Genomic DNA, 20,994 nt, shown 5'->3' with positions numbered 1-20,994 from the left:
CTTGATACACCGTTTTTGCTCTGCGAATAAATGGAAAATAAAGAATAATTATGCAAAATATACGGCGTAAACTGCATAATTATATTGGTTTTGCATGGAACACGTCTAATATTTGACACGTGTGCGTCTTTCCAAAGAAAGCGCATTTTTTCGCAAGATCGCTACAGAAATTGAGCAAGGACGTGAAAAACGGACGTTTGGATTGGTAACATTTGACCGACTTTGAAAATGTTTTGGCGCTGATGAAAAAAATCCACCGGCTGTTTTTGTGAAAAACAACCAAAAATTGTTTCGAAATTTTTAACACTAAGTTTGCCGGTCAGGGTTGAGAAAGGTCAAGACGTCTGCTATAATCATACATGGAAATACAGCTGAGTTCTTTTAGAAACAGCTGATTTTGCGCCTTTGGGGTGATTCCGGGACACCATGACGAAAGGCGTGGAGAGAGTTTAGAAAAAGGAGAATAAAAGTTATGTTAACTGTAATTGAGTTTGTCGCCTTTACAGTGTTCGTAGCTATCCTGTCCGCGTACAAGACGCGTGACGAGAAGCTGGATACTGAGGAAGGCTACTTCGTTGCAGGCCACAGCTTGCCGGGCATCGTTATCGCAGGTTCCCTGATGATGACCAACCTGTCCGCAGAGCAGCTGGTCGGCACAAACGGTCAGGCTTTCTCTGGTTCCATGGCAACCATGGCTTGGGAAGCTACCTCCGCATTCGCACTGATTATTCTGGCATTCGTTCTGCTGCCGAGATTCCTGAAGGGCAACATCGCAACGATTCCGCAGTTCTACAAGATGCGTTACGATGAGGCAACCAAGAACATGTTCTCTATCATGTTCCTGTTCGCTTACGTTGTTACCATGCTGCCGACCATCCTGTACTCTGGTTCTGTAGCACTGGAGAAGATCTTCGGCATTCAGGAGCTTTTCGGTATAAGCTACTTCGCTGCAATTGCGATTGTATGTGTTGCTACCGGTCTGATCGGTATGGCATACTCCGTATTCGGCGGTCTGAAGGCAGTTGCTTACTCTGACACCATCAACGGCGTTGGTCTTCTGATCGGCGGCTTCATGGTTCCGATCCTCGGCTTCGTCGCTCTGGGTCAGCTGGACGGCGGCGGATTCCTCGAAGGTATCAAGCACTTCGCAACCGCTACCCCGGAAAAGATGAATGCTTGGTCCGCTCCGAACGCAATGGCTCCGTACATTCCGTGGCCGCTGCTGTTCACCGGTATGTTTGTAAACAACATGTTCTACTGGTCCACCAACCAGTCTATCATTCAGCGTTCCCTGGGCGCTAAGAACCTGGCAGAAGCACAGAAGGGTGCTATCTGGGCTGGCTTCTTCAAGTGCTTGGACGTATTTGTAATTGTAATCCCGGGCGTCATTGCTTACCAGCTGATGCAGGGCGGCGTTCTGACTGTAGGTTCCGGTGCAAAGTTTGACGGCGATGCTGCTTATCCGATGCTGGTTATGCACGTTATGCCGAAGCCGCTCATGGGCTTCTTCGCAGCCGTTATGTTCGGCGCAATCCTGTCTTCCTTCAACTCTGTACTGAATTCTTCCTCTACGATCTTCTCTCTGGATATCTGGAAGCCGATCTGGGGCAAGGATGCAGATGCAAAGAAGGTAGTAAAGGTTGGTCAGATCTTTGGCTTGGTATTTGGTATTCTGGGCATCATCATTTCCCCGTTTATCATGTACTTCGGTTCCGGTATCATGAACTTCATCAACCAGTGCTGGGGTCTGTTCTCCATGCCGATCCTGTGCGCAGTACTGTTCGGTATGCTGAACAAGAAGGTATCCCCGCTGGCTCCGAAGATCGGCGTTCCGGTACATATCGTTCTGTACGCTATCGGTTACTTCACCGTATTTAACAAGATGCACTACCTGTACTGGGTATTCGTATGCTTCGTTGTTCAGTGCATTATCTACTTTGCAGTTGCAAAGTTCGCTCCGGCAAAGGAAGAGTTCGAGATGCCGAACGTACCGCAGATCGAGATGACTCCGTGGAAGACCGGCAAGATCTGGGCTACCGCTGGTGCTCTGGTAGTAGTTGTTATGTACATCATCTTCTCCCCGCTGGTACTCGGCTAAGAGAAGCTTACATCCGCTAATATCGTTCTCGGAAGTACGAAGAGGCTCCTCGCTTGAGGAGCCTCTTTTTGCGTGTGTTTGGATAGCGTAATTTGTGCCCTCTCAGTCATTTGCTTGCAAATGCCAGCTCTCCCGAAGGGAGAGCCGAGAAGCCGGAGCGAAGTTTTACTTTTACGCGCAGACCAAACTTGTCTCTCCCTCTGGGAGAGATGTCGCGCAGCGACAGAGAGGGCATTTGCCAGCTGACATAGCTTCTCAAATTTGCCCTAATACGAACCTGTTAGCGTGCTGCCCTCTCAGTCATTTGCTTCGCAAATGCCAGCTCTCCCGAAGGGAGAGCCGAGAAGTCGGAGCGAATTTTTAGCTTTTACGCGCAGCGACAGAGAGGGCATTGCCGTTTGTTTTTCTTGGCAGATAACTTTTCCATCAAAAAAGCACTCCGCGGAGTGCTTTTTTTCTATCTGTTTAGTTGGATGTGCTGTCGGATGCTTGGGTGTTTGCGGTGCTGTCGGTGCTTTCCGTGCTTTCGCTGTTTGCTGCCGCATCGGTCTCTGCGGTCAGTCCCAAATCCTCATCCGTGAAACCGGTATATACCTGACCGGGCTCCAGTGTAACGCCTTTGATTTTTGCCAGTTCCGATACGGTGACAAATGCGTAGCCCTGCTGCTGCAGTTCGTCAATCGCGGCGAGAACGCCTTCTACGGTTGTTTCATATAAATCATGCTCCAAAACGATTGCGCCGTCCTGCGCGCCGTCCAGAATGTGCTGCTTGACAGAAGCTGCGTCGCGGTATTTCCAATCCAAGGTATCAACATCCCACAGAATCAGCGGCATGCCGAGCTGCTTCATGGACGCCTGCACGCTGTCGTTGTACTCGCCGCCGCACGGACGGAACAGCGTCGGTTTTTGACCGGTATACGACTGAATCAGGTCGTTGTTGGAAGAAACCTGCTCGTAATCGCCATCGGAAACCTCATGCGCCAGCCGGTGATCCATCGTGTGATTGCCGACCTCATGGCCTTCGGCTAAGTATCGCTTCATCATGGAATTGAAGTCTTTGACGCGGTAGCCGCACAGAAAGAAGGTTGCATGCGCATTGCGCTGTTTCAAGCCGTCGAGCAGCCGCTCCGTGCGGCCGCCTTCGTTGCCGGTCGGTCCGTCATCAAAGGTCAGAGCGATGTATTTGTCGCCTTTCGGAATTTTGGCGGCTTGCTCCTGTTCTTCCTTTTTCTTCTGTTCTTCTACTTTCTTTTGTTGTTCCGCTGCCTGCTCTGCACTGCCTGCATCCGCAGAAGTGGACTGCGCGCTGCCGCCCGTATCTTTACCGGAACTTTGGCTGTTGGATGTACCGCAGCCTGTCAGTATCGCCGCACATAACATGGCGGCAATGCCGGAGAGAATCAATCGTTTCTTCCATTTTGTCATTTTTTACGCCTCTTTTTCGTTTGTCCATAAAAATATATACACATCATAATACAGTATAGTATAAAAAAGGAAGAGAGAAAAGAGGTTTTCTCAAAGATTAAGAAAGTTTAAGAAATGCCGATCGCGTGCGCCGGACAATGCTGCCGACGCCCTGCCAAAACAGCCGGACGAGCCGCGCGGCGATATAGGACAGCGCAAGCAAAACAAACAGACATAGAACACCCCAGCGCGGCGCAACGACTATTTTTACAACAGGGTAGAAGTAGTAGCAAAAAAACGGATGAATGAGCCACATGCTGGTGCTTTCCTTGCCGATGCGCAGGAGCAGCCAGCGGAGCGGCCGTATATAGCGCAGCAAATCCAGCAAGAATAGAATGAGAAACGGCACATAAATCACATCCGGCGTCTGTTCCGTCAGACGAGAGCGCAGCTGAATGATGACGCCGATGAAAAAAACATCAAGAACCGGATGGAGCAGATTGTTTCGGCGCAAAGCGTCCTGCAATTGTATCAACAGATTTCCTTTTGCAAAGACGGCGCCCATCCAAAAACAAGCGGTATACGGTGCGGACAGCAGGAAAAAGGCATGATACAGATAGTTGTCGTTGAGTGTGCCGAGCACCTCTAACTCGCCGATGGCGGGGAACACATTGGTGATGAGAATGGTGCCAATGATAACCGCCCAGATGTTGAACAGCGTAGAATGCCGGCGGACAATGCGGTCAATGACCGGATACAAAATCAATGCACAGATATAACTGTTCAAAAACCACCACTCACGGTTGTAGGAAGTTGAAAAACCGATAAAATTGTTGAAGCATTCCTGTCTGGAAAATTCGGCGTATCGTGTGCAGATTTCCGCCTCATCGCAGTACGTCGGCTGATGCGCACAGAAGAAAAACGCAAGGGGAATAAAAATCACAAAGACCTTCCAATATGAAAGATACAGCCCCTTGAGCTTGGCGATTAAATCATATCGCTTGGAATGAGTGCTGAGATATACACCGTAGCCGCCGAGAAAAAAGAAAAAGGAAACGCATATTTTTCCGAAAGAACCGAAGTAGGTGAGAGAGCTTTCGCCGCAGATGCTCAGCACATGCCACAGCTCACCGCCTGCAATGCGTCCGGGAAAGCCCCACAGATGATGCATCAGCATCAAAACGATTGCAGCGCCTTTCATCAATTTGGTATCATCTCTTGAAAATGTCCGATCCATATCGCTTGCTCCTATTCTCTATTATCTAGACTATCATGTTTAGTATAAACACCGATACAGGGGAAGTCAATTGCAAAGGCACAAAAAAACAAGAGCCCGCCCCGAAGGGCAGACTCTTGTAAACAGTCAGAAAATTCTGTGCGCAGTATGCGCAGGGAATTAGTAATGACGAGCTTCGTACAGATGATCCTGCAGCTTCTTGTAAGCTTCCTGTACTTCCGGCTTCTCGGAAACAGAAGCAACGCCTACACGCCACCAAGCTTCCCATTCCTTGGACATGGACTTCGGCAGAACCTTCATGTCGATCAGGGTAGAAACGGTCTGCTTCTTGGAGTCTTCCAGTGCAGCAGCCAGCTCTTCCATGGTCTTTACGCGGTAAGCCTTGCAGCCGTAAGCTTCTGCTACGCCAGCGTAGTCGATGTTCATTGCCGGACCGAGATCGCAGCCATCGTACGGAGTGCCCGGGATGTGCATGTTCTTCTCGGTGGTACGGGACTTGTTGCCCTGGCCAACCTGCAGGTTGTTGATGCAGCCGTAAGCAGCGTTATCAAACAGGCAAACGTTGATCTTGTAACCATACTGGATGGAAGCGATCAGCTCAGAGTGCAGCATATCGAAGGAACCGTCGCCGCACATTGCGTATACTTCCTGATCCGGGCAAGCGATCTTGCAGCCGTAAGCGCCTGCAACTTCGTAACCCATGCAGGAGTAACCGTACTCGCAGTGGTAGGTGTTCGGAACCGGAGCTCTCCACAGTGCCTGCAGGTCGCCCGGCAGGGAACCAGCTGCACCAACACAGATGGAATCCGGAGCGATATGGGTGTTGATGTAACCCAGAGCAGCGGTCTGTGTCAGCTTGGAGCCGATGGACTCGATGTAATGCTCAACAGCGCGACGGTTTGCGTCCTGGATTTCCGGAACGTAGGACTCAGCGTCAACGTACTCGGTGTGATCCATGCGATCTACGTCAGCCCACCAAGCATCCTGCAGTCTCTTCACTTCTGCAGCGTACTCGTCGGAGGTGTGGTAGCCGCCCAGAGCGTCGATCTCAGCGCTGATTGCGGTCAGAGCCTCGTTTGCGTCAGCAACAACCGGATAAGCGTCCATCTTCAGGCACTGGAACTCAGACGGGTTGATGTTAACGAACTTAGCGGAAGTGTCGTACAGCCACTTGGAAGCAGTGGTAAAGTCGGTGTAACGGGTACCAACGCCGATAACTACGTCACAGTCATGTGCGAAAGCATTTGCGCACTCGGTACCGGTGATGCCCAGACCGCCCAGAGACAGCGGATGGGTCCACTCGATTGCGGACTTACCTGCCTGGGTTTCGCCGAAAGCAATACCGAACTTTTCAGCGAATGCACGGAATACCTTGTGAGCCTCAGCGTAGCGAACGCCGCCGCCGCAGATCAGCAGCGGCTTCTTTGCGGACTTGATGATTTCAGCTGCCTTCTTTGCTGCCTTCTTGGTAGCCGGACGGCGCTCGATGTTCCAAACGCGCTTCTTGAAGAAGTCAACCGGATAATCGTAAGCTTCGCCCTGTACATCCTGCGGGATGGATACAGCAACAGCGCCGCAGTTGCCCGGATCGGTCATTACGCGGAATGCAGAGATCATATCGGTCATGATCTGCTCCGGACGGTTTACACGGCCCCAGTACTTAACAACAGCCTGGAAAGAGTCGTGTGCGGAAATGGTCAGGTTCTGCGGCTGCTCCATCTGCTGCAGTACCGGGTCCGGCTGACGGGAAGCGTAAACGTCGCCCGGCATCAGCAGTACCGGAATGTTGTTAGCAGTTGCGGTAGCAGCAGCGGTGATCATGTTGCAGGCGCCAGGACCTACAGAAGAAGTGCAGACAAATGCCTGCTTGCGGCGCAGCTGACGAGAGAATGCAACAGCTGCCAGAGCCATGCCCTGCTCGTTCTTGCCCTGATATACTTCCATGTCCTTGATTTCCTGCTCAATACCATTGCAGTAGCCAACGCAGTTGCCGTGGCCCGGGATCATGAAGATACCGCGAATAAACTTCTGTTCTACTTCCTTGCCGTCCATGTCGATGTAGCTGACATACTGGTTCTCCAGGAAGCGGATGCACGCCTGGCTAGTAGTCAGACGGACAGTTTCCATGTGTCTCATTGGAATATTTCCTCCTCATGTAATTGTTACACAATTCTCACATTGTTTAAATCTATCTTATTTTCTTTCAAATAAGCGGGGGTAAGGGGGTAAAATGGGGATTAGTAACCGGTAGAGCACTTCCAGATGTGGTCATCTGCGTCGTCGCGTACCAGCCATTCGTGCTCAACGTCGTCAACACGGGTCTTGTCCCACGGATCGCCCGGCAGATGGCGGATGCCCCATGCATAGCAGCATGCGTAACCCGGAGCGGTTACCTGAGAATGCATCTTGCTGGTGATCAGAGACAGACCGTTGTGGTGGGTCTCGTACAGCTCGCCGTTGCCCCAGCCTGCGCCGAAGCCCTGCGGCTTGTCAAAGCGGTAGAAGTAAACTTCCGGCTGCGGATGATGATGCGGCGGGTAAGAGGACCACTTGCCCGGCAGGTTGATAACTTCGCCCAGTACCATGTTGGAATACGGAGCAATGTCGAGGTCGAAGCAGGTACGAACATCGCGCTTGATGCAGTTCTGCAGAACGCCGCCAGTGCCGCGTGCCCAAGTATCGGTATCTTCCGGACGGAACAGCTTGTTCGGGAACTCCGGCTCGGTCTTGTCGTTCAGGGTCTTCTGCACGTAAATGTTAGACGGACCCTTTGCGGTGATGACAATCTTGGTCTGCTTGTGAACCAGCAGGCACCACGGGTTGTAATCGAACGGATTCGGGCGAACCATGTCTACGCTCTGGTCGTCCCAGCTCATGTTGACATCGCCGTCAAACAGCAGGCAGGCAACTTCCTTGTCTGCTTCTTCGATGGTATAGGTATCTCCAGCTTCCATAACCAGCAGAGCGACATCCATCATGCCGTCCTTGCCTTCTCCTTCATCAAGGCGCAGGTACTCGTTATAGCCGCGCTTGACTTCCTTATCCATGTACATTGTAAAACACACCTTTCTCTATGCCCGACAGATTCGGACAGAACATTTGAATACAATGCTGCAAAAAGGCGTACAAATCCCTTTTGCATAATTTATGGTTTAATTATAGCATGGTGTGTGTTCTTTTTCAAGAATTCGCCGGATAAAAGCGGACAGAATTTTGTACAGCGTGACGGTTACAAGCGAGCTGTGATAGCGTTCTGTTGTCAACCTGTCGGATAATACCGAGTGCTGTCAATGCGTGTACATCTCCGCCGGAAAAGAACACGAAAATTTCAGGCGAAACGGTGGGTAAAACTTGTGAAAGCACCGGACGGGTGTTATAATGGGGGTGCTGGCAAATGGTTTCAATAATATGTTTGGGAAAGCTACTATTGTTATTATAGTACCAAATTGGTGCGAGAGAAACAAGACTGCACTTTTTGGTAAGTGACTATGGTTTTGGTGACGATAGAAAACGGAAAAGAGGGCGGCCGAGGCGGAAGGAGGAATCCTGATGAAGCGAGACACAAGAGAGATTCCCTATGATTGCCCGATTGAGGCAACGTTGGGATTGATTGGGGGAAAATGGAAAGCACTGATTCTGGATCATCTGACAGACGGCGCTTTGCGGTTCGGCAGTTTGCAAAGGCTGATGCCGAAGGTGACGCCGAAGATGCTGACACAGCAGCTTCGCGAACTGGAAAAAGACGGTCTGGTGGAGCGGCATGTGTATCCGGTGGTGCCGCCGAAGGTGGAGTATGAACTGACGGATTTTGGTCAGACGGTTTTGCCGATTCTTGACGCGATGTGCGTCTGGGGGCGAGAATATTTGGACGACCAGCGGAAAAAAGACCGAAAAAAATCGTAAAAAACGGCGCATAGACAAAAAGCCCCCTGTGTGGGAACCGGAACAGGCTGCAAAACCTGTTCGGAACCTACACAGGGGGTATTGTTTTGCTCAATCATCTAACGCAAAGCGATTTTCCAAACGATCTTCCGCGTCATCCAGACTTTCCTCCAGATCCTCGATTTTACGGTCGCGTGTGCGGAAGTCCTCATAGCGCAGAGAACCGGAACGGTACTGCGCCTCAAAATCATCCTCCAAGGCATCTAATTCGCGATCCAGCGCGTCTAAAGCGGTTTTGTGCTCAAAGAAGACGGAAATTCGCTCATTCAAAGAGCCGGAAGCGGTTGCGGCATCTGCATTTTGCACCGCTTTCTGTACCTTCTCGGTCAGTGCATCCAGCGTGTCAATAGATTCTTCCTGTGCGGAAGCCGGTGCGGATTCGCCGGAACCCGTGCTTTCGGGATTGTCTGCGGCATCGGTCTGCAAGTCCTGTACCTGCTTTTGGAGCTGAGCGACTTGCTGTTCCAGCTCTTTCTCGTGACTGCTGCCGCATCCTGCGAGCATGAGCGCACAGAGAACTGCTGCGGAACAAATCATATAGGGATATTTTTTCATGGCGATGCCTCCTTTTCTGCAATCTCGTTTTTTAGTATTTATAACAGTATACCACAGAAAATTGGTTTTTACGCCTGAATGTATGTAAGATTTGTGGAAACAAATTGTGAATAACAGACAAAACGACGAAAAAGCAGCATGCGTTTGCACATGCTGCTTTTTCGCAAAGATATGTACCGTTATTCCCAAACGAGGCGAATGTTGTGTGCGCGGCAAAATTCCACAAACTTCGGCGCCGGCTTCTGGTCGGTGACAAAGGTGGAAATGTCCTGCAGGCGGCAAAAGGTCACGGTTGCATCGTGGCCGAGCTTGGAGTCATCTGCCACGAGAATGACACTGGACGCGTGCGAAACAACACCGCGCTTGATTTCTGCTTCGAGAAATGTCGTGTTGCTCATGCCGGATTCGACGGTCACGCCTGTGGCACACAGAAAAGCTTTGGTGATGCGCAGATCAGACAAAGCCTGCTGCGCAAAAATACCGACAAACGAGCTGGTTGCCGGATTGAATGCGCCACCGAGGGAAATGAGATTGATGCCGTCGTATTTTGCCGCTTCGACCATGGCTGGAAGCGAGTGCGTGACAACGGTCAGTTTGATGCGCGGCGGCAGATGACGCAGCACGTTGACTGCGGTGGAACCCGAGTCAATAAAGATGGTATCACCATCGCTCAGCTCGCGCGCTGCCAGTTTGCCGATGAGATCTTTGGCAGCCGGATTGAGTCCGGAGCGAACCGGAAGCGGCATGACGTCCTCCGGCGTAACCGCCGTGACACCGCCGTATACCTTGGCGATGTGGCCGCGCGCTTCCAGCTCATTCAGATCGCGCCGAATGGTGTTTTTGGATACGCTGAACACTTCGCAAAGATCATCAATGGAGACTGTCTTTTTGGATAGTACATATTCTTCGATTGCATTGAGTCTGCTGATTTTCATAGGGAAATCCCGCTTTCTTGGAACAAACAAGTAACTAACACAAAACCATTATGAAATCATTATAACAGAAAGGTGAACAAAATCCAACCGAAAATGCAGAAAATCTTGAGCAGTTTTTTTGTGTGTGGTGCACGAACACCGGCGGAGCATGCCGGCGCGCAAATACAAAATTTTTGCTCTCAGGGAAAATTTCTCTAAAAATCGGCGGGCGAGCATTGCAATTCGTTTACAGAGATGATAAAATCTAAGAAAGTATGGTATGGTATCGGGGAGAAAGGGTTTTCCCGAGCCGTGCTGACAATTCTTTGATTAAGGAATAGGTAGGTGTATTCAATGCAGAAAGCAGAAAAGATGCAGGCTCTCCGTGAATTCGCAGCCGAAATTCGAGTTGAGACCCTGAAGACCATCGGTTCGCTTGGCTTTGGACATGTAGGCGGCTCGATGTCTATCGCAGACGCAATGGCAGTCCTCTATGGCGATATCATGAAGATTGACCCGAAGAACCCGCGTTGGGAAGATCGTGACTGGTGTGTTCTGTCCAAGGGACATGCAGGCCCGTGTGCATATGCAACACTGGGACTGAAGGGCTTCTATCCGCTGGAAGAGACCCGCACCCTGAACAAGCCGGGTACCAACTTCCCGTCTCATACCGACCGAACCAAGACTCCGGGCGTTGATCTGACGACTGGTTCTCTGGGTCAGGGTATGTCCACCGCTACCGGCGCTGCTCTGGGCAACAAGCTGGACGGCCGTGACAACCACGTATTCGTATTCGTTGGCGACGGCGAGTGCGATGAAGGTCAGGTTTGGGAGGCTGCTCAGTTCGCAGCTCACTACAAGCTCGACAACCTCGTTTGCTTTGTAGACAGCAACAAGCGTCAGCTCGACGGTGCTGTTGACGACATCATGTCTCACGGCAAGGGCCTGAGAGCAAAGTTCGATGCATTCGGTTGGAACGCAATCGAAGTAGAGGACGGCAACGACGTAGAGCAGATCTATGACGCTGTTCAGGAAGCTTACGCTACCAAGGGACAGCCGACCGCAATCATTCTGAACACCATCAAGGGCAAGGGCGCAACCTTTGCTGAGTCTACCGGTGCGCACAGCTCTCAGCCGACTCCGGAGCAGTGGGAAGAAGCAATCGCTGCAGCAGAAGCAGAGCTTGCTGCTGTTAAGGCTGCAAAGTAAGGAGGACAGGCGAAAATGAGTTTTACTTTAATTGGAAAGCATGAGAAGGACTCCCGCAATTGCCGTGACGGTTACGTTACCGCAATGGAGGAGCTGATGGCGGCTGATCCGACCGTTATGCACGTTGACTGTGACCTGTACAACTGCATTAACACCGCAAAGCTGGCTAAGGAATTCCCGAACCAGACCATCAACGCTGGTATCGCTGAGGCAAACGCTATGGGCGTTGCTGCAGGTCTGACTGCTACCGGCAAGAAGGTTTGGATGCATTCTTTCGGCTGCTTCTCCTCCCGCCGTGCATTTGACCAGGCATTCATGTCTGCTGCATATGCAAAGCTGGGCGTAAAGGTTCTGGGTTCTGACCCTGGCGTATGCGCTGCATACAACGGCGGTACCCATATGCCGTTCGAGGACTGCGCACTGTATCTGTCCGTGCCGGATTCCATCGTTATCGATCCGACCGACTTCACCATGGTCAACAAGATCACCAAGAAGCTGACCGCTGTTGAAGGCAGACTGTCTTACATGCGTATGATCCGTAAGGGCGTTATCAAGGTATACGGCGACGATTCCGACTTCGAAATCGGCAAGGGTGTTACTCTGAAGGAGTCCGCTGACGACGTAGCTACCGTTATCGCTTCCGGCATCATGGTTGACGAAGCTCTGAAGGCTTACGAGGCTCTGGAAGCTGAAGGCATCAAGGTTCGTGTTATCGACATGTTCACCTGGAAGCCGATCGACGAGGATCTGATCGTGAAGTCTGCTAAGGAGACCGGCGCTATCGTAACTGCTGAGAACCACAACTGCACTTGCGGTCTGGGCTCTGCTGTTGCTCGCGTACTGTCTGCTAAGTGCCCGACTCCGGTTGAGATGGTTGGCGTACATGACCAGTTTGGTCAGGTTGGCGCTCAGTCCTTCCTGCAGGAAGCTTACAAGCTGACTGCTGAAGAGATCATCGCTAACGTCAAGAAGGTAATTGCAAGAAAGTAAGTTTCGTTATGCATACCGAGCCGTCCCTGTCTTGTGCAGGGGCGGCTTTTTTTACCAACATAATTTCACAAGGAGGAGAGCGATGAAGAGAGTATATGGAATCCTTCTTTTGGTTTTGCTGGGAACAGTTGTTTTAAACGGCACAGCATTGGCAGCATCGGAATATGTGGAGCAGCTCACACCGGATTCTGCGGACTATGCGGAAATATCGACGCTCACAAATCGTGTTTTAGATGCGATGAGCGGGATGTGCTCAGATGTGACGGCGGCAGACATTGACTGGAGCCGGGCATATAAAGTCTACGCGGATGAATCGGATGTTTATAGTTCTTATAAAGAACAACAAATGACATACGATGAAATCAAACAACACATGGAATATTATGTCTGGGTGCTTCCGGTACAGGTAAAAAATGCATATTTTCACGTTACGATTTCACAGGGAATGCCGCTCACAGAGGATGAATCCGTTCTGGCAGTACTGACAGAGGAACAGAAAGAACAGATTCGGGAAGAAACAGGCAAATGGATTCCGGTTGTGACGGAACAATTGGATGAGGACAAGACAGCAGAACAGATAGACCGGCAAATTGCAGATGCTGTTGGAAAAGAGAACATCCATCGGGCGTTTGTTATGGGAGGTTCGCCCAAGCTGCGTTCGGCGGTTGCTGTTGTTGAAACAATCAATCACAACATACAGATTGTTGTGCTGGAAGAACCGCGGCTGACTGGCGTACAAAGATCTAAAAAAGCGCGGACGGTTGAACGACCGTTGAAATCGGGGCAGATCTATACAATGGAAGAAATGGCGGACAGGATGAGTGAGTATGCAATAGATGAAACGGATGAACGTATTGGCACCGGTGGTGAGAGCGATTCGGCTCATACAGTTATCTGGATAATTCTGGGAACTGCCGGGATAGGTATTGGCTGCTATGCGTGGAACCGTGCAAGATGCAAATGAAATTTGTGCATACCGAGCCGTCCCTGTCTTGTGCAGGGGCGGCTTTTTTGTGTGCAAATTTTGGTCATTTGAGGGCAAATATTGTCAGGTTTGCAGGCAAAAACAAGGTTCTGTTGTGCAACATGAATTAGAACGTGCAGGAAATAAAAAATAGTTGACCAAATTGCACAAAACATTTGACAAATAGGCAGGTATCCTATATCATAAAGAGTGTAGGAAACAAGCCTATTATCTGTTGCCGCGTGATACGGAAATTTGGAGAGGTTTTCGTCGGGAAAACAGGCGGCCGCAGAGGTATAAAATCATGGAGGTGTTGTGATTATGTTCACAAACAAGGATGTCAAGCTTGGTATCTGCCCGATCGGCTGGTCCAACGATGATATGTGGGATCTCGGCGACGAGAATACATTCCAGCAGTGCATTTCCGAGATGCGTCTGGCAGGTTTCACCGGATGTGAAATCGGTCATAAGTATCCGTCTGACGTGAAGGAACTCAAGGAAGCTCTGGATCTGCGCGGCATGACCGTTGCATCCAAGTGGTTCTCTTCTTTCCTCGGCACCAAGCCGTTCGAGGAGACCTTCGAGGAGTTCAAAAAGGAAATTGAGTACCTGTGCTACGCAGGCGCAACTGCTATCAACATTTCTGAGCAGTCCTATTCTATTCAGGGCAATCCGGATCTGTCCATCTTCAAGAACAAGGCTCGCTTTACCGATGCTGAGTTCGCTCAGATGTGCGACGGCCTGAACAAGCTGGCTGAGTACGCAAAGAGCAACGGCATTCGCGCTTGCTTCCATCATCACATGGGTACCTGCGTACAGACTCTGGAAGAGACCGAGCGTATGCTGAACAACACCAGCGACGACCTGCTGCTGTGCTACGATACCGGTCACTGGACCTTCTCTGAAGTAGATCCGATGGCAATTCTGAACGAGTTCCCGAACAGAATCGGTCATGTACATCTGAAGAACATGCGTAGAGCCATTTGCGATCAGGCTATCAAGGAGAGCTGGTCCTTCCTGAAGTCGGTTCGTAACGGCGCATTCACCGTTCCGGGCGATCCGGAAGGCTGCGTAGACTTCGAGCCGGTTCTGAGAAAGCTGGACGAGATCGGTTACGAGGGCTGGATCATGGTTGAGGCTGAGCAGGATCCGGCTAAGGCTAACCCGTTCAAGTACGCAAAGATGGCTTACGAGTACATCACTGACCTGATGGCTAAGTAAGAAACAGAATCACGTAATGTTAGATGAAAACTGGATACCTGCAAACGCGGGTATCCAGATTTCTGGCTTGATTAACAAGTATAGACAAGGAGAGAAAAGGTCATGGCAAATTTAAAGTTTGGCGTAATTGGCTGCGGCAGAATTGGTAAGCTGCACATCAACAATCTGCTCAACAACATCGACGGTGCTGAGGTAGTAGCTGCAGCAGATCCGATGCTGGATAAGTCCGGCGCACGTGAGTGGCTGGCAGAGCGCGGCATCACCAACGTATCCACCAACTATATGGACGTTGTAAACAATCCGGACGTTGACGTAGTAATGGTTTGCTCTTCCACCGATACCCATTGCGAGGTTTCCATGGAAGCAGTAAAGGCTGGCAAGAATGTATTCTGCGAGAAGCCGATCGACTATGATATCGAGAAGATCAAGAAGCTGCTGGCACTGGTAGAAGAGAAGGGCGTAAAGTTCCAGGTAGGTTTCAACCGCCGCTTCGACCACAACCACAAGGCAGTTGCTGATGCAGTGAAGGAAGGCAAGATTGGCGATCCGCATTACATCAACGTAACTTCCCGCGATCCGGAGCCACCACCGGCATCTTACGTAGCAGTATCCGGCGGTATCTTCTATGATATGATGATCCATGACTTTGACATGGTTCGTTACCTGTCCGGTTCTGAGGCAGTAGAGATTTCCGCAGTAGGTTCCTGCCTGGTTAACCCGAACCTGCAGGAAGAGTCCGGCATTCCGGATGTAGATACCGCAGTTGTTACCATGAAGATGGCAAACGGCGCAATCGCTACCATCAACAACTCCCGTCAGGCAGTATACGGCTATGACCAGAGAGTAGAAGTATTCGGCTCTAAGGGCATGGCAGCAGATCAGAACGATCTGAACTCCACTGCTACCATCACCACCGTTGACGGCGCAGTATCCGAGAAGCCGAAGTGGTTCTTCCTGGAGCGTTACAACGATGCATTCATCGAGCAGATCAAGTACTTCATCGACTCCATCGTAAACGACAAGCCGACCGTAGTTGGCGCATACGATGGCCTGCGTCCGGTACTGATGGCTGCTGCTGCAACCGAGTCCTGCCGCAACGGCGGTGCTTGGGTTAAGGTTGCTGAGTAATTACCCAATTGCCTAAATAACACGATACAGAGAAGGCGTCTCGCGCGAGCGGGACGCCTTTTTTGCGCACAAAGAATCAAAAACGTTTTTCGTGCAAATGCACGGAAAACGGGCTAAAAAAACAAAAATGTCACTCAAAAGTACGGAATTTTAGTGCGGACTACGAGAAAGCACTGGGAATATTGTGCAAATTTACGGGATTTTGCACGGAAAAATGATACTCGCTTGATTCTATTGAACAAAAGCACGAAATGTAGTATCATAAAAGCACCGAAAGGGACACGCGTGAATAGAGAAAACGGGAAATTCGTATTTATGGGAAAGAGTGATGTATATGAGTTTTTTTAGTTCATTTGGCTGGATAGCGATTAGCTTCCTATTCTTTACCGTGCTGGTTGCCGTTGTGGCTGCATGGAAAACCAAGGGAGACAATCTGGAAACAGCAGAAGGCTATTTCCTTGCAGGCCGCGGTCTGCCGGGTATTGTCATTGCTGGTTCGCTGCTGTTGACGAATCTGTCCGCAGAACAGCTGGTCGGAACCAATGGCCAGGGCTGGGGCTCTAATATGAGCCCGATTGGCTGGGAAGTAGGTTCGCTGTTTACCCTGTTTGCGCTGGCATATTTCTTCCTGCCGACCTATTTGAAAATGGGTACGACAACCATGCCGCAGCTGATGGAAGCACGTTTTGGCAGAAAGACCAGAACCATGTTCTCTCTGGTTATTGTCATTATGTACTCCATTCTGAACCTGCCGGTTATCCTGTATTCCGGTGCGGTTGTTTTTGAAAATATCTTTGATATTTCCGGCATCTTCAATTTGAGCAAATTCAGCGCAGTTGCTGTCCTGTGTGTTATTATCGGTATTATCGGTGGCTGCTATGCGATCTTTGGTGGTCTGAAGGCGGTTGCTGTATCCGATACCATCAATGGCATTGGCTTGATTATTGGCGGTCTGATGATTCCGTTCCTCGGTCTGGCTCTGCTGGGTCATGAGACTTCTGGCGGCGGCATTATCGCTGGCTTCCAGTACATGGTACATACGGAACCGACAAAGCTCAATGCATGGGCTGCATGGGATGCCAGAGAACCGGCTCTGCCGTGGCCGCTGATTTTCACCGGTATGCTGTTTAACAACCTGTATTGGTGGTGCTGCAACCAGTCGTTCGTTCAGCGCGCACTGGCTGCAAAATCTCTGAAGGAAGGTCAGAAGGGTGCGATCTTCTGTGGATTCCTCAAGACCCTTGGTTTCTTCTATCTGGTACTGCCGGGTGTTATTGCCTACTTCCTGCCGTCCATTCAGGATAAAATTCAGGCAGCTGGCAGCAGTGCGATTGACTTTGCGTATCCGGCACTGGTTTCCGCTGTTGTGCCGAAGCCGATCATGGGCTTTTTCGCAGCCGTTCTGTTCGGTGCAATTCTCTCTTCGTTTAACTCCGTGCTGAATTCTGCAGCAACCATGTTTACACTGGACTTGTTCCGTCCGATTCTGTGCCCGGGCAAGACCGATGTGTTCTATGTTCGTGTAGCAAAGATTTATGCTACTATCGCTGGTGTCATTGCCATTATTATTTCCCCGTTCGTTATGTACGCAAACGGCATCACAACCTTCCTGAACTCGCTGTCGCAGTTCGTTTCGATGCCGATTCTGTTTACCGTGCTCGGCGCGATTGTCTTCCGCCGCGTTCCGAAATACACCCCGTTCCTGATTACCGTTGTTCATGTGGTATGCTACGGCGCATTTATGATTATCAAGCCGTGCTATCCGACCAGCGGTGAGCCGATTCATTATCTGTATGCCATTGCTGTGATGTTCGTCATTGAGCTGCTCATCATGATGTATCTCAACAAGTTCAAGGCAGTGGAAGAGTGGAAGGCTCCGGAGGATGGTACCGTTGATTTGACACCGTGGAAGTATCGTCACATCGTCTGCATCATAGGCATTGCCATTGCTGTCGGCATTTATATCTTCTTCTCTCCGATTGGCATTGCCGCATAATTTTGATAACACGGCACGATCTTTTCGTGCACTCTCTCCATAGCATCCGGCGGCAACTATGCCGCTGGATGCGACTCTCAACATACAGAACAATCATCTATTTTCTATCATAAAAAAGGAGAATGTCTTATGGCAAATTTAAAGTTTGGCGTAATTGGCTGCGGCAGAATTGGTAAGCTGCACATCAACAATCTGCTTAACAACATCGACGGCGCTGAAGTAGTAGCTGCTGCTGATCCGATGCTGGATAAGTCCGGCGCACGTGAGTGGCTGGCAGAGCGCGGCATCACCAACGTATCTACCAACTACATGGACGTTGTAAACAATCCGGACGTTGACGTAGTTATGGTTTGCTCTTCCACCGATACCCATTGCGAGGTTTCCATGGAAGCAGTAAAGGCTGGCAAGAATGTATTCTGCGAGAAGCCGATCGACTATGATATCGAGAAGATCAAGAAGCTGCTGGCACTGGTAGAAGAGAAGGGCGTAAAGTTCCAGGTAGGTTTCAACCGCCGCTTCGACCACAACCACAAGGCAGTTGCTGATGCAGTGAAGGAAGGCAAGATTGGCGATCCGCATTACATCAACGTAACTTCCCGCGATCCGGAGCCACCACCGGCATCTTACGTAGCAGTATCCGGCGGCATCTTCTATGATATGATGATCCATGACTTCGACATGGTTCGTTACCTGTCCGGTTCTGAGGCAGTAGAGATTTCCGCAGTAGGTTCCTGCCTGGTTAACCCGAACCTGCAGGAAGAGTCCGGCATTCCGGATGTAGATACCGCAGTTGTTACCATGAAGATGGCAAACGGCGCAATCGCTACCATCAACAACTCCCGTCAGGCAGTATACGGCTACGACCAGAGAGTAGAAGTATTCGGCTCTAAGGGCATGGCAGCAGATCAGAACGATCTGAACTCCACTGCTACCATCACCACCGTTGACGGCGCAGTATCCGAGAAGCCGAAGTGGTTCTTCCTGGAGCGTTACAACGATGCATTCATCGAGCAGATCAAGTACTTCATCGACTCCATCGTAAACGACAAGCCGACCGTAGTTGGCGCATTCGATGGCCTGCGTCCGGTACTGATGGCTGCTGCTGCAACCGAGTCCTGCCGCAACGGCGGTGCTTGGGTTAAGGTTGCTGAGTAATTATCCAATTGCCTAAATAACACGATACAGAGAAGGCGTCTCGCGCGAGCGGGACGCCTTTTTTGCTGCCAATCTATTGACAGGACACTCGCAGTGCGATACGCTAACAAAAGAGTGATGCTATCACATGGCTGAAAATGCGGCGCATAAAAAAAGGCTCTCCTTTTGGGAGAGCCAATGTCAATCAATGCATATCCTTGAGCAATTCCAGAGAATCCTTTGCCCAATTCAGGTCAATGGTCTGGAAACCGCGCGCCGGTGTATACAGATAGTCGCGCACATCGTTGGCGAACTTTTGATATGTCTCCGGCGGAAGACGCAGATACTGCTCGACGCCGTCCGGATGTACGAGAACAAATACAAAGCGGCCGGAAGTATCTATGCTGTGGAATACGACGTCTACGACGTCCACATTGTCGCGGGACAGCTGCATGATGAGGATGAGCTTGGTCAGCTCCAATGCGCGGTCATCCAAATGCCGTTCCAGAATATTGATTTTTTCGCGGAACTCGTTCGGAGTCTTGGTGGTGCGCAGGGTGTAGTCATTGAGCTGAGAAAAATCACGGGTATCTTCTGCGACTTCTCCGTCCGGTGCGAACCATACCATGAATTCATTGGCTGGGTCATGGTACAGACAGGGATGCAGTACCAGTGCTGTTTTTTTGCAGTTTGGGCAAGTCCATTCGAAAACAGACAAATCTTCAATGCGGCGGCGCGCATCCGGATCGTGTGCGACATTGATGCTCGTCCACATCTGGAGCGGGCCATCTTCTCCGCACTGCGGACAAGTAAACGTATTGTTCTGAATTTCAGACATAACATACATCCTTTCTGGAGGAAACTATGAATTTATTTGACATACCGGAACAGTTGCCGGAACAGGAACTGACGGAAATTTTATTGACGGGAAAAACACGCATCGAACGCATTGTTTCCAACGGACAGACATCCGGCTGGTATGACCAAAGCGAGGACGAATGGGTATGCGTCCTGCAGGGCATCGGGGAACTGACCTATGCCGACGGCAGCAAACAGAGACTGCATGCAGGCGATACGGCGTATCTTCCGGCGCATTGCCGCCACCGCGTCAGCTATACAAGCAAGCCCTGTGTTTGGCTGTGTGTATTCCGTCAGGAGGAATAACCAAAAAATAGAACTGTATTTAAACAGTTCTATTTTTAAAACAATTTTTTCATAATTGCCTTATAATTTGCATCGTTAACTTCTAACAGACTTTTTTTGCCGTCTTTAAAATACAAAGCAATTGTATGAATGTTTTTCTTTTGCGCAGTAAATCCAGCAGCCAATCCAATAGGGCCAAAAAGCAAAGAACCTGCAGCAGCTCTTCCAAACGCGCTAGATATGCTGGTTTCATTGTTCTTATCTACAACTTCATATCTTTCTACAGTTGTCTTATCAATTACTATTGATGGTGGAAGGATTCCCATTAGATGTATTTTCCCGAAAAATCTAATCATATCATACCCTTTGTAATCTCCTGCAATCACACCATTTTTAACGCTCATTAGTTATTCAACTCCAATATCATGCGTTTCAATTTTTTTGTGTTTCTTTTGTTTTCAGTATATCACAATGGACATAGTGATTACAAGTTATCTCTGATAAAAATTGTTTATAAGTAGCTTGTGTTTGGCTGTGCGTGTTCCGTCAGGAGGAATAGTGTGTGCGCAGCAGTTCTTTGCCGGTCTTTGTTGCGGCGACAGTCTCATAAAACTGCTGGATTTGCGGCTCTGTGTACGGTTCTTCAAACGCGTTGACCAAAAAATCCGCTTCAAGCAAAATCTGATGGTCGATGCCGTCAATCGGCTTGTACACGTGATGGTGTGCGATGAGCCAGCAAATGCGGTCGATGTCCTCTTGTTCAAACGGAAAATCTGCAAGAATTTTTCGTGCCACGGCAGGACCTTCCATCTGCTGATACTGTCCGGCAGACGAATGATGGATGCGCTCCGCTTCGTGAATGCCAATGTCATGCAACACGGCGGCGGCTTCCAGCACAAATTGGGTGTGTGCGTCCAAGTGTTCGCCGTCTGCGATCATACGGGCGTAGTTGTGTACCTTGATGAGATGCTGGTTGCGTGCCGGATCGGCGCCGTTGTATGCGCACGCGGCGCGCAGCAGGCGTGAAATCTGATGATACATGAAGATACCTCCTCTTGT

General features: G+C 50.1%; 19 protein-coding genes. 10 read left to right on the top strand and 9 right to left on the bottom strand.

Translation table 11 applies throughout. The features are described from left to right. The first annotated feature begins 472 nt into the window (after nucleotides 1–472). On the top strand, nucleotides 473–2,098 hold the full coding sequence (locus tag KQI75_RS07890; RefSeq protein WP_216470191.1) for a solute:sodium symporter family transporter: 1,626 nt from the start codon (nucleotides 473–475) through the stop codon (nucleotides 2,096–2,098). Nucleotides 2,099–2,563: 465 nt separating this feature from the next. Here the strand turns inward: KQI75_RS07890 and KQI75_RS07885 are convergent, their stop codons facing one another. From KQI75_RS07885 to KQI75_RS07870, 4 genes are all read right to left on the bottom strand, one after another. Further along, nucleotides 2,564–3,523, bottom strand: a complete 960-nt coding sequence (locus tag KQI75_RS07885; RefSeq protein ID WP_216470190.1) for a polysaccharide deacetylase family protein — start codon at nucleotides 3,521–3,523, stop codon at nucleotides 2,564–2,566. A 97-nt stretch (nucleotides 3,524–3,620) separates the two neighbouring features. Beyond that, nucleotides 3,621–4,739, bottom strand: a complete 1,119-nt coding sequence (locus tag KQI75_RS07880) for an acyltransferase family protein (protein WP_216470189.1) — start codon at nucleotides 4,737–4,739, stop codon at nucleotides 3,621–3,623. Nucleotides 4,740–4,898: 159 nt separating this feature from the next. Next, nucleotides 4,899–6,866: a 3D-(3,5/4)-trihydroxycyclohexane-1,2-dione acylhydrolase (decyclizing) gene (gene iolD, locus KQI75_RS07875; protein WP_216470260.1), complete on the bottom strand. Its 1,968-nt coding sequence runs from the start codon at nucleotides 6,864–6,866 to the stop codon at nucleotides 4,899–4,901. 110 nt (nucleotides 6,867–6,976) lie between these two features. Beyond that, nucleotides 6,977–7,792, bottom strand: coding sequence for a 5-deoxy-glucuronate isomerase (locus tag KQI75_RS07870; RefSeq protein ID WP_216470188.1), 816 nt, complete (start codon nucleotides 7,790–7,792; stop codon nucleotides 6,977–6,979). A gap of 496 nt (nucleotides 7,793–8,288) precedes the next feature. On the opposite strand from KQI75_RS07870, the gene KQI75_RS07865 reads away from it, so the two are divergent. After that, on the top strand, nucleotides 8,289–8,642 hold the full coding sequence (locus KQI75_RS07865) for a winged helix-turn-helix transcriptional regulator (protein ID WP_216470187.1): 354 nt from the start codon (nucleotides 8,289–8,291) through the stop codon (nucleotides 8,640–8,642). A 90-nt stretch (nucleotides 8,643–8,732) separates the two neighbouring features. Here the strand turns inward: KQI75_RS07865 and KQI75_RS07860 are convergent, their stop codons facing one another. Next, nucleotides 8,733–9,236, bottom strand: a complete 504-nt coding sequence (locus KQI75_RS07860; RefSeq protein ID WP_216470186.1) for a hypothetical protein — start codon at nucleotides 9,234–9,236, stop codon at nucleotides 8,733–8,735. A 179-nt stretch (nucleotides 9,237–9,415) separates the two neighbouring features. Next, the gene (locus KQI75_RS07855) at nucleotides 9,416–10,171 is read right to left on the bottom strand and encodes a DeoR/GlpR family DNA-binding transcription regulator (protein WP_216470185.1); all 756 of its coding nucleotides are present in this window, start codon (nucleotides 10,169–10,171) and stop codon (nucleotides 9,416–9,418) included. A 333-nt stretch (nucleotides 10,172–10,504) separates the two neighbouring features. Between KQI75_RS07855 and KQI75_RS07850 the strand changes: the two genes are divergently transcribed. The 7 genes from KQI75_RS07850 (at nucleotide 10,505) to iolG (KQI75_RS07820) (ending at nucleotide 18,813) form a co-directional block, all read left to right on the top strand. Next, nucleotides 10,505–11,359, top strand: a complete 855-nt coding sequence (locus KQI75_RS07850; protein ID WP_216470184.1) for a transketolase — start codon at nucleotides 10,505–10,507, stop codon at nucleotides 11,357–11,359. A 15-nt stretch (nucleotides 11,360–11,374) separates the two neighbouring features. Next, nucleotides 11,375–12,349: a transketolase family protein gene (locus tag KQI75_RS07845; RefSeq protein ID WP_216470183.1), complete on the top strand. Its 975-nt coding sequence runs from the start codon at nucleotides 11,375–11,377 to the stop codon at nucleotides 12,347–12,349. Nucleotides 12,350–12,431: 82 nt separating this feature from the next. Beyond that, nucleotides 12,432–13,313, top strand: coding sequence for a hypothetical protein (locus KQI75_RS07840; RefSeq protein WP_216470182.1), 882 nt, complete (start codon nucleotides 12,432–12,434; stop codon nucleotides 13,311–13,313). A gap of 321 nt (nucleotides 13,314–13,634) precedes the next feature. Then, nucleotides 13,635–14,534 (top strand): myo-inosose-2 dehydratase, encoded by a 900-nt coding sequence (iolE, locus tag KQI75_RS07835; RefSeq protein ID WP_216470181.1) that lies wholly within the window; start codon nucleotides 13,635–13,637, stop codon nucleotides 14,532–14,534. A 102-nt stretch (nucleotides 14,535–14,636) separates the two neighbouring features. Further along, complete coding sequence (gene iolG, locus KQI75_RS07830; RefSeq protein WP_216470180.1) at nucleotides 14,637–15,662, top strand: inositol 2-dehydrogenase; 1,026 nt, start codon at nucleotides 14,637–14,639, stop codon at nucleotides 15,660–15,662. A gap of 334 nt (nucleotides 15,663–15,996) precedes the next feature. Next, nucleotides 15,997–17,658 (top strand): solute:sodium symporter family transporter, encoded by a 1,662-nt coding sequence (locus KQI75_RS07825; RefSeq protein WP_216470179.1) that lies wholly within the window; start codon nucleotides 15,997–15,999, stop codon nucleotides 17,656–17,658. A gap of 129 nt (nucleotides 17,659–17,787) precedes the next feature. Further along, nucleotides 17,788–18,813 carry an inositol 2-dehydrogenase gene (gene iolG, locus KQI75_RS07820; RefSeq protein ID WP_216470178.1) on the top strand — a complete coding sequence of 342 codons (1,026 nt, stop codon included), beginning with the start codon at nucleotides 17,788–17,790 and terminating at the stop codon, nucleotides 18,811–18,813. A gap of 184 nt (nucleotides 18,814–18,997) precedes the next feature. Here the strand turns inward: iolG (KQI75_RS07820) and KQI75_RS07815 are convergent, their stop codons facing one another. Continuing rightward, nucleotides 18,998–19,630 carry a CpXC domain-containing protein gene (locus KQI75_RS07815; RefSeq protein WP_216470177.1) on the bottom strand — a complete coding sequence of 211 codons (633 nt, stop codon included), beginning with the start codon at nucleotides 19,628–19,630 and terminating at the stop codon, nucleotides 18,998–19,000. 26 nt (nucleotides 19,631–19,656) lie between these two features. Here KQI75_RS07815 and KQI75_RS07810 point away from each other — a divergent pair, with 26 nt between their 5' ends. After that, nucleotides 19,657–19,956 carry a cupin domain-containing protein gene (locus tag KQI75_RS07810; protein WP_216470176.1) on the top strand — a complete coding sequence of 100 codons (300 nt, stop codon included), beginning with the start codon at nucleotides 19,657–19,659 and terminating at the stop codon, nucleotides 19,954–19,956. A 35-nt stretch (nucleotides 19,957–19,991) separates the two neighbouring features. Here KQI75_RS07810 and KQI75_RS07805 read toward each other — a convergent pair whose 3' ends face one another. Both KQI75_RS07805 and KQI75_RS07800 read right to left on the bottom strand, forming a co-directional pair. Further along, nucleotides 19,992–20,339: a hypothetical protein gene (locus tag KQI75_RS07805; protein WP_216470175.1), complete on the bottom strand. Its 348-nt coding sequence runs from the start codon at nucleotides 20,337–20,339 to the stop codon at nucleotides 19,992–19,994. A gap of 142 nt (nucleotides 20,340–20,481) precedes the next feature. Further along, nucleotides 20,482–20,976 carry an HD domain-containing protein gene (locus tag KQI75_RS07800; RefSeq protein WP_216470174.1) on the bottom strand — a complete coding sequence of 165 codons (495 nt, stop codon included), beginning with the start codon at nucleotides 20,974–20,976 and terminating at the stop codon, nucleotides 20,482–20,484. Between the last annotated feature and the right edge of the window lie 18 nt (nucleotides 20,977–20,994).

The sequence above is a fragment of the Butyricicoccus intestinisimiae genome (assembly GCF_018918345.1).
GTDB lineage: Bacteria > Bacillota > Clostridia > Oscillospirales > Butyricicoccaceae > Butyricicoccus_A > Butyricicoccus_A intestinisimiae.
Note: the sequence above shows the minus strand (reverse complement) of the source record. Positions and strands in the feature narration are given on the sequence as shown.

Coding starts and splice junctions, on each gene's coding strand:
- KQI75_RS07890 (WP_216470191.1), top strand. CDS start 473: ATGTTAACTGTAATTGAGTTTGTCGCCTTTACAGTGTTCGTAGCTATC.
- KQI75_RS07885 (WP_216470190.1), bottom strand. CDS start 3,523: ATGACAAAATGGAAGAAACGATTGATTCTCTCCGGCATTGCCGCCATG.
- KQI75_RS07880 (WP_216470189.1), bottom strand. CDS start 4,739: ATGGATCGGACATTTTCAAGAGATGATACCAAATTGATGAAAGGCGCT.
- iolD (WP_216470260.1), bottom strand. CDS start 6,866: ATGGAAACTGTCCGTCTGACTACTAGCCAGGCGTGCATCCGCTTCCTG.
- KQI75_RS07870 (WP_216470188.1), bottom strand. CDS start 7,792: ATGTACATGGATAAGGAAGTCAAGCGCGGCTATAACGAGTACCTGCGC.
- KQI75_RS07865 (WP_216470187.1), top strand. CDS start 8,289: ATGAAGCGAGACACAAGAGAGATTCCCTATGATTGCCCGATTGAGGCA.
- KQI75_RS07860 (WP_216470186.1), bottom strand. CDS start 9,236: ATGAAAAAATATCCCTATATGATTTGTTCCGCAGCAGTTCTCTGTGCG.
- KQI75_RS07855 (WP_216470185.1), bottom strand. CDS start 10,171: ATGAAAATCAGCAGACTCAATGCAATCGAAGAATATGTACTATCCAAA.
- KQI75_RS07850 (WP_216470184.1), top strand. CDS start 10,505: ATGCAGAAAGCAGAAAAGATGCAGGCTCTCCGTGAATTCGCAGCCGAA.
- KQI75_RS07845 (WP_216470183.1), top strand. CDS start 11,375: ATGAGTTTTACTTTAATTGGAAAGCATGAGAAGGACTCCCGCAATTGC.
- KQI75_RS07840 (WP_216470182.1), top strand. CDS start 12,432: ATGAAGAGAGTATATGGAATCCTTCTTTTGGTTTTGCTGGGAACAGTT.
- iolE (WP_216470181.1), top strand. CDS start 13,635: ATGTTCACAAACAAGGATGTCAAGCTTGGTATCTGCCCGATCGGCTGG.
- iolG (WP_216470180.1), top strand. CDS start 14,637: ATGGCAAATTTAAAGTTTGGCGTAATTGGCTGCGGCAGAATTGGTAAG.
- KQI75_RS07825 (WP_216470179.1), top strand. CDS start 15,997: ATGAGTTTTTTTAGTTCATTTGGCTGGATAGCGATTAGCTTCCTATTC.
- iolG (WP_216470178.1), top strand. CDS start 17,788: ATGGCAAATTTAAAGTTTGGCGTAATTGGCTGCGGCAGAATTGGTAAG.
- KQI75_RS07815 (WP_216470177.1), bottom strand. CDS start 19,630: ATGTCTGAAATTCAGAACAATACGTTTACTTGTCCGCAGTGCGGAGAA.
- KQI75_RS07810 (WP_216470176.1), top strand. CDS start 19,657: ATGAATTTATTTGACATACCGGAACAGTTGCCGGAACAGGAACTGACG.
- KQI75_RS07805 (WP_216470175.1), bottom strand. CDS start 20,339: ATGAGCGTTAAAAATGGTGTGATTGCAGGAGATTACAAAGGGTATGAT.
- KQI75_RS07800 (WP_216470174.1), bottom strand. CDS start 20,976: ATGTATCATCAGATTTCACGCCTGCTGCGCGCCGCGTGCGCATACAAC.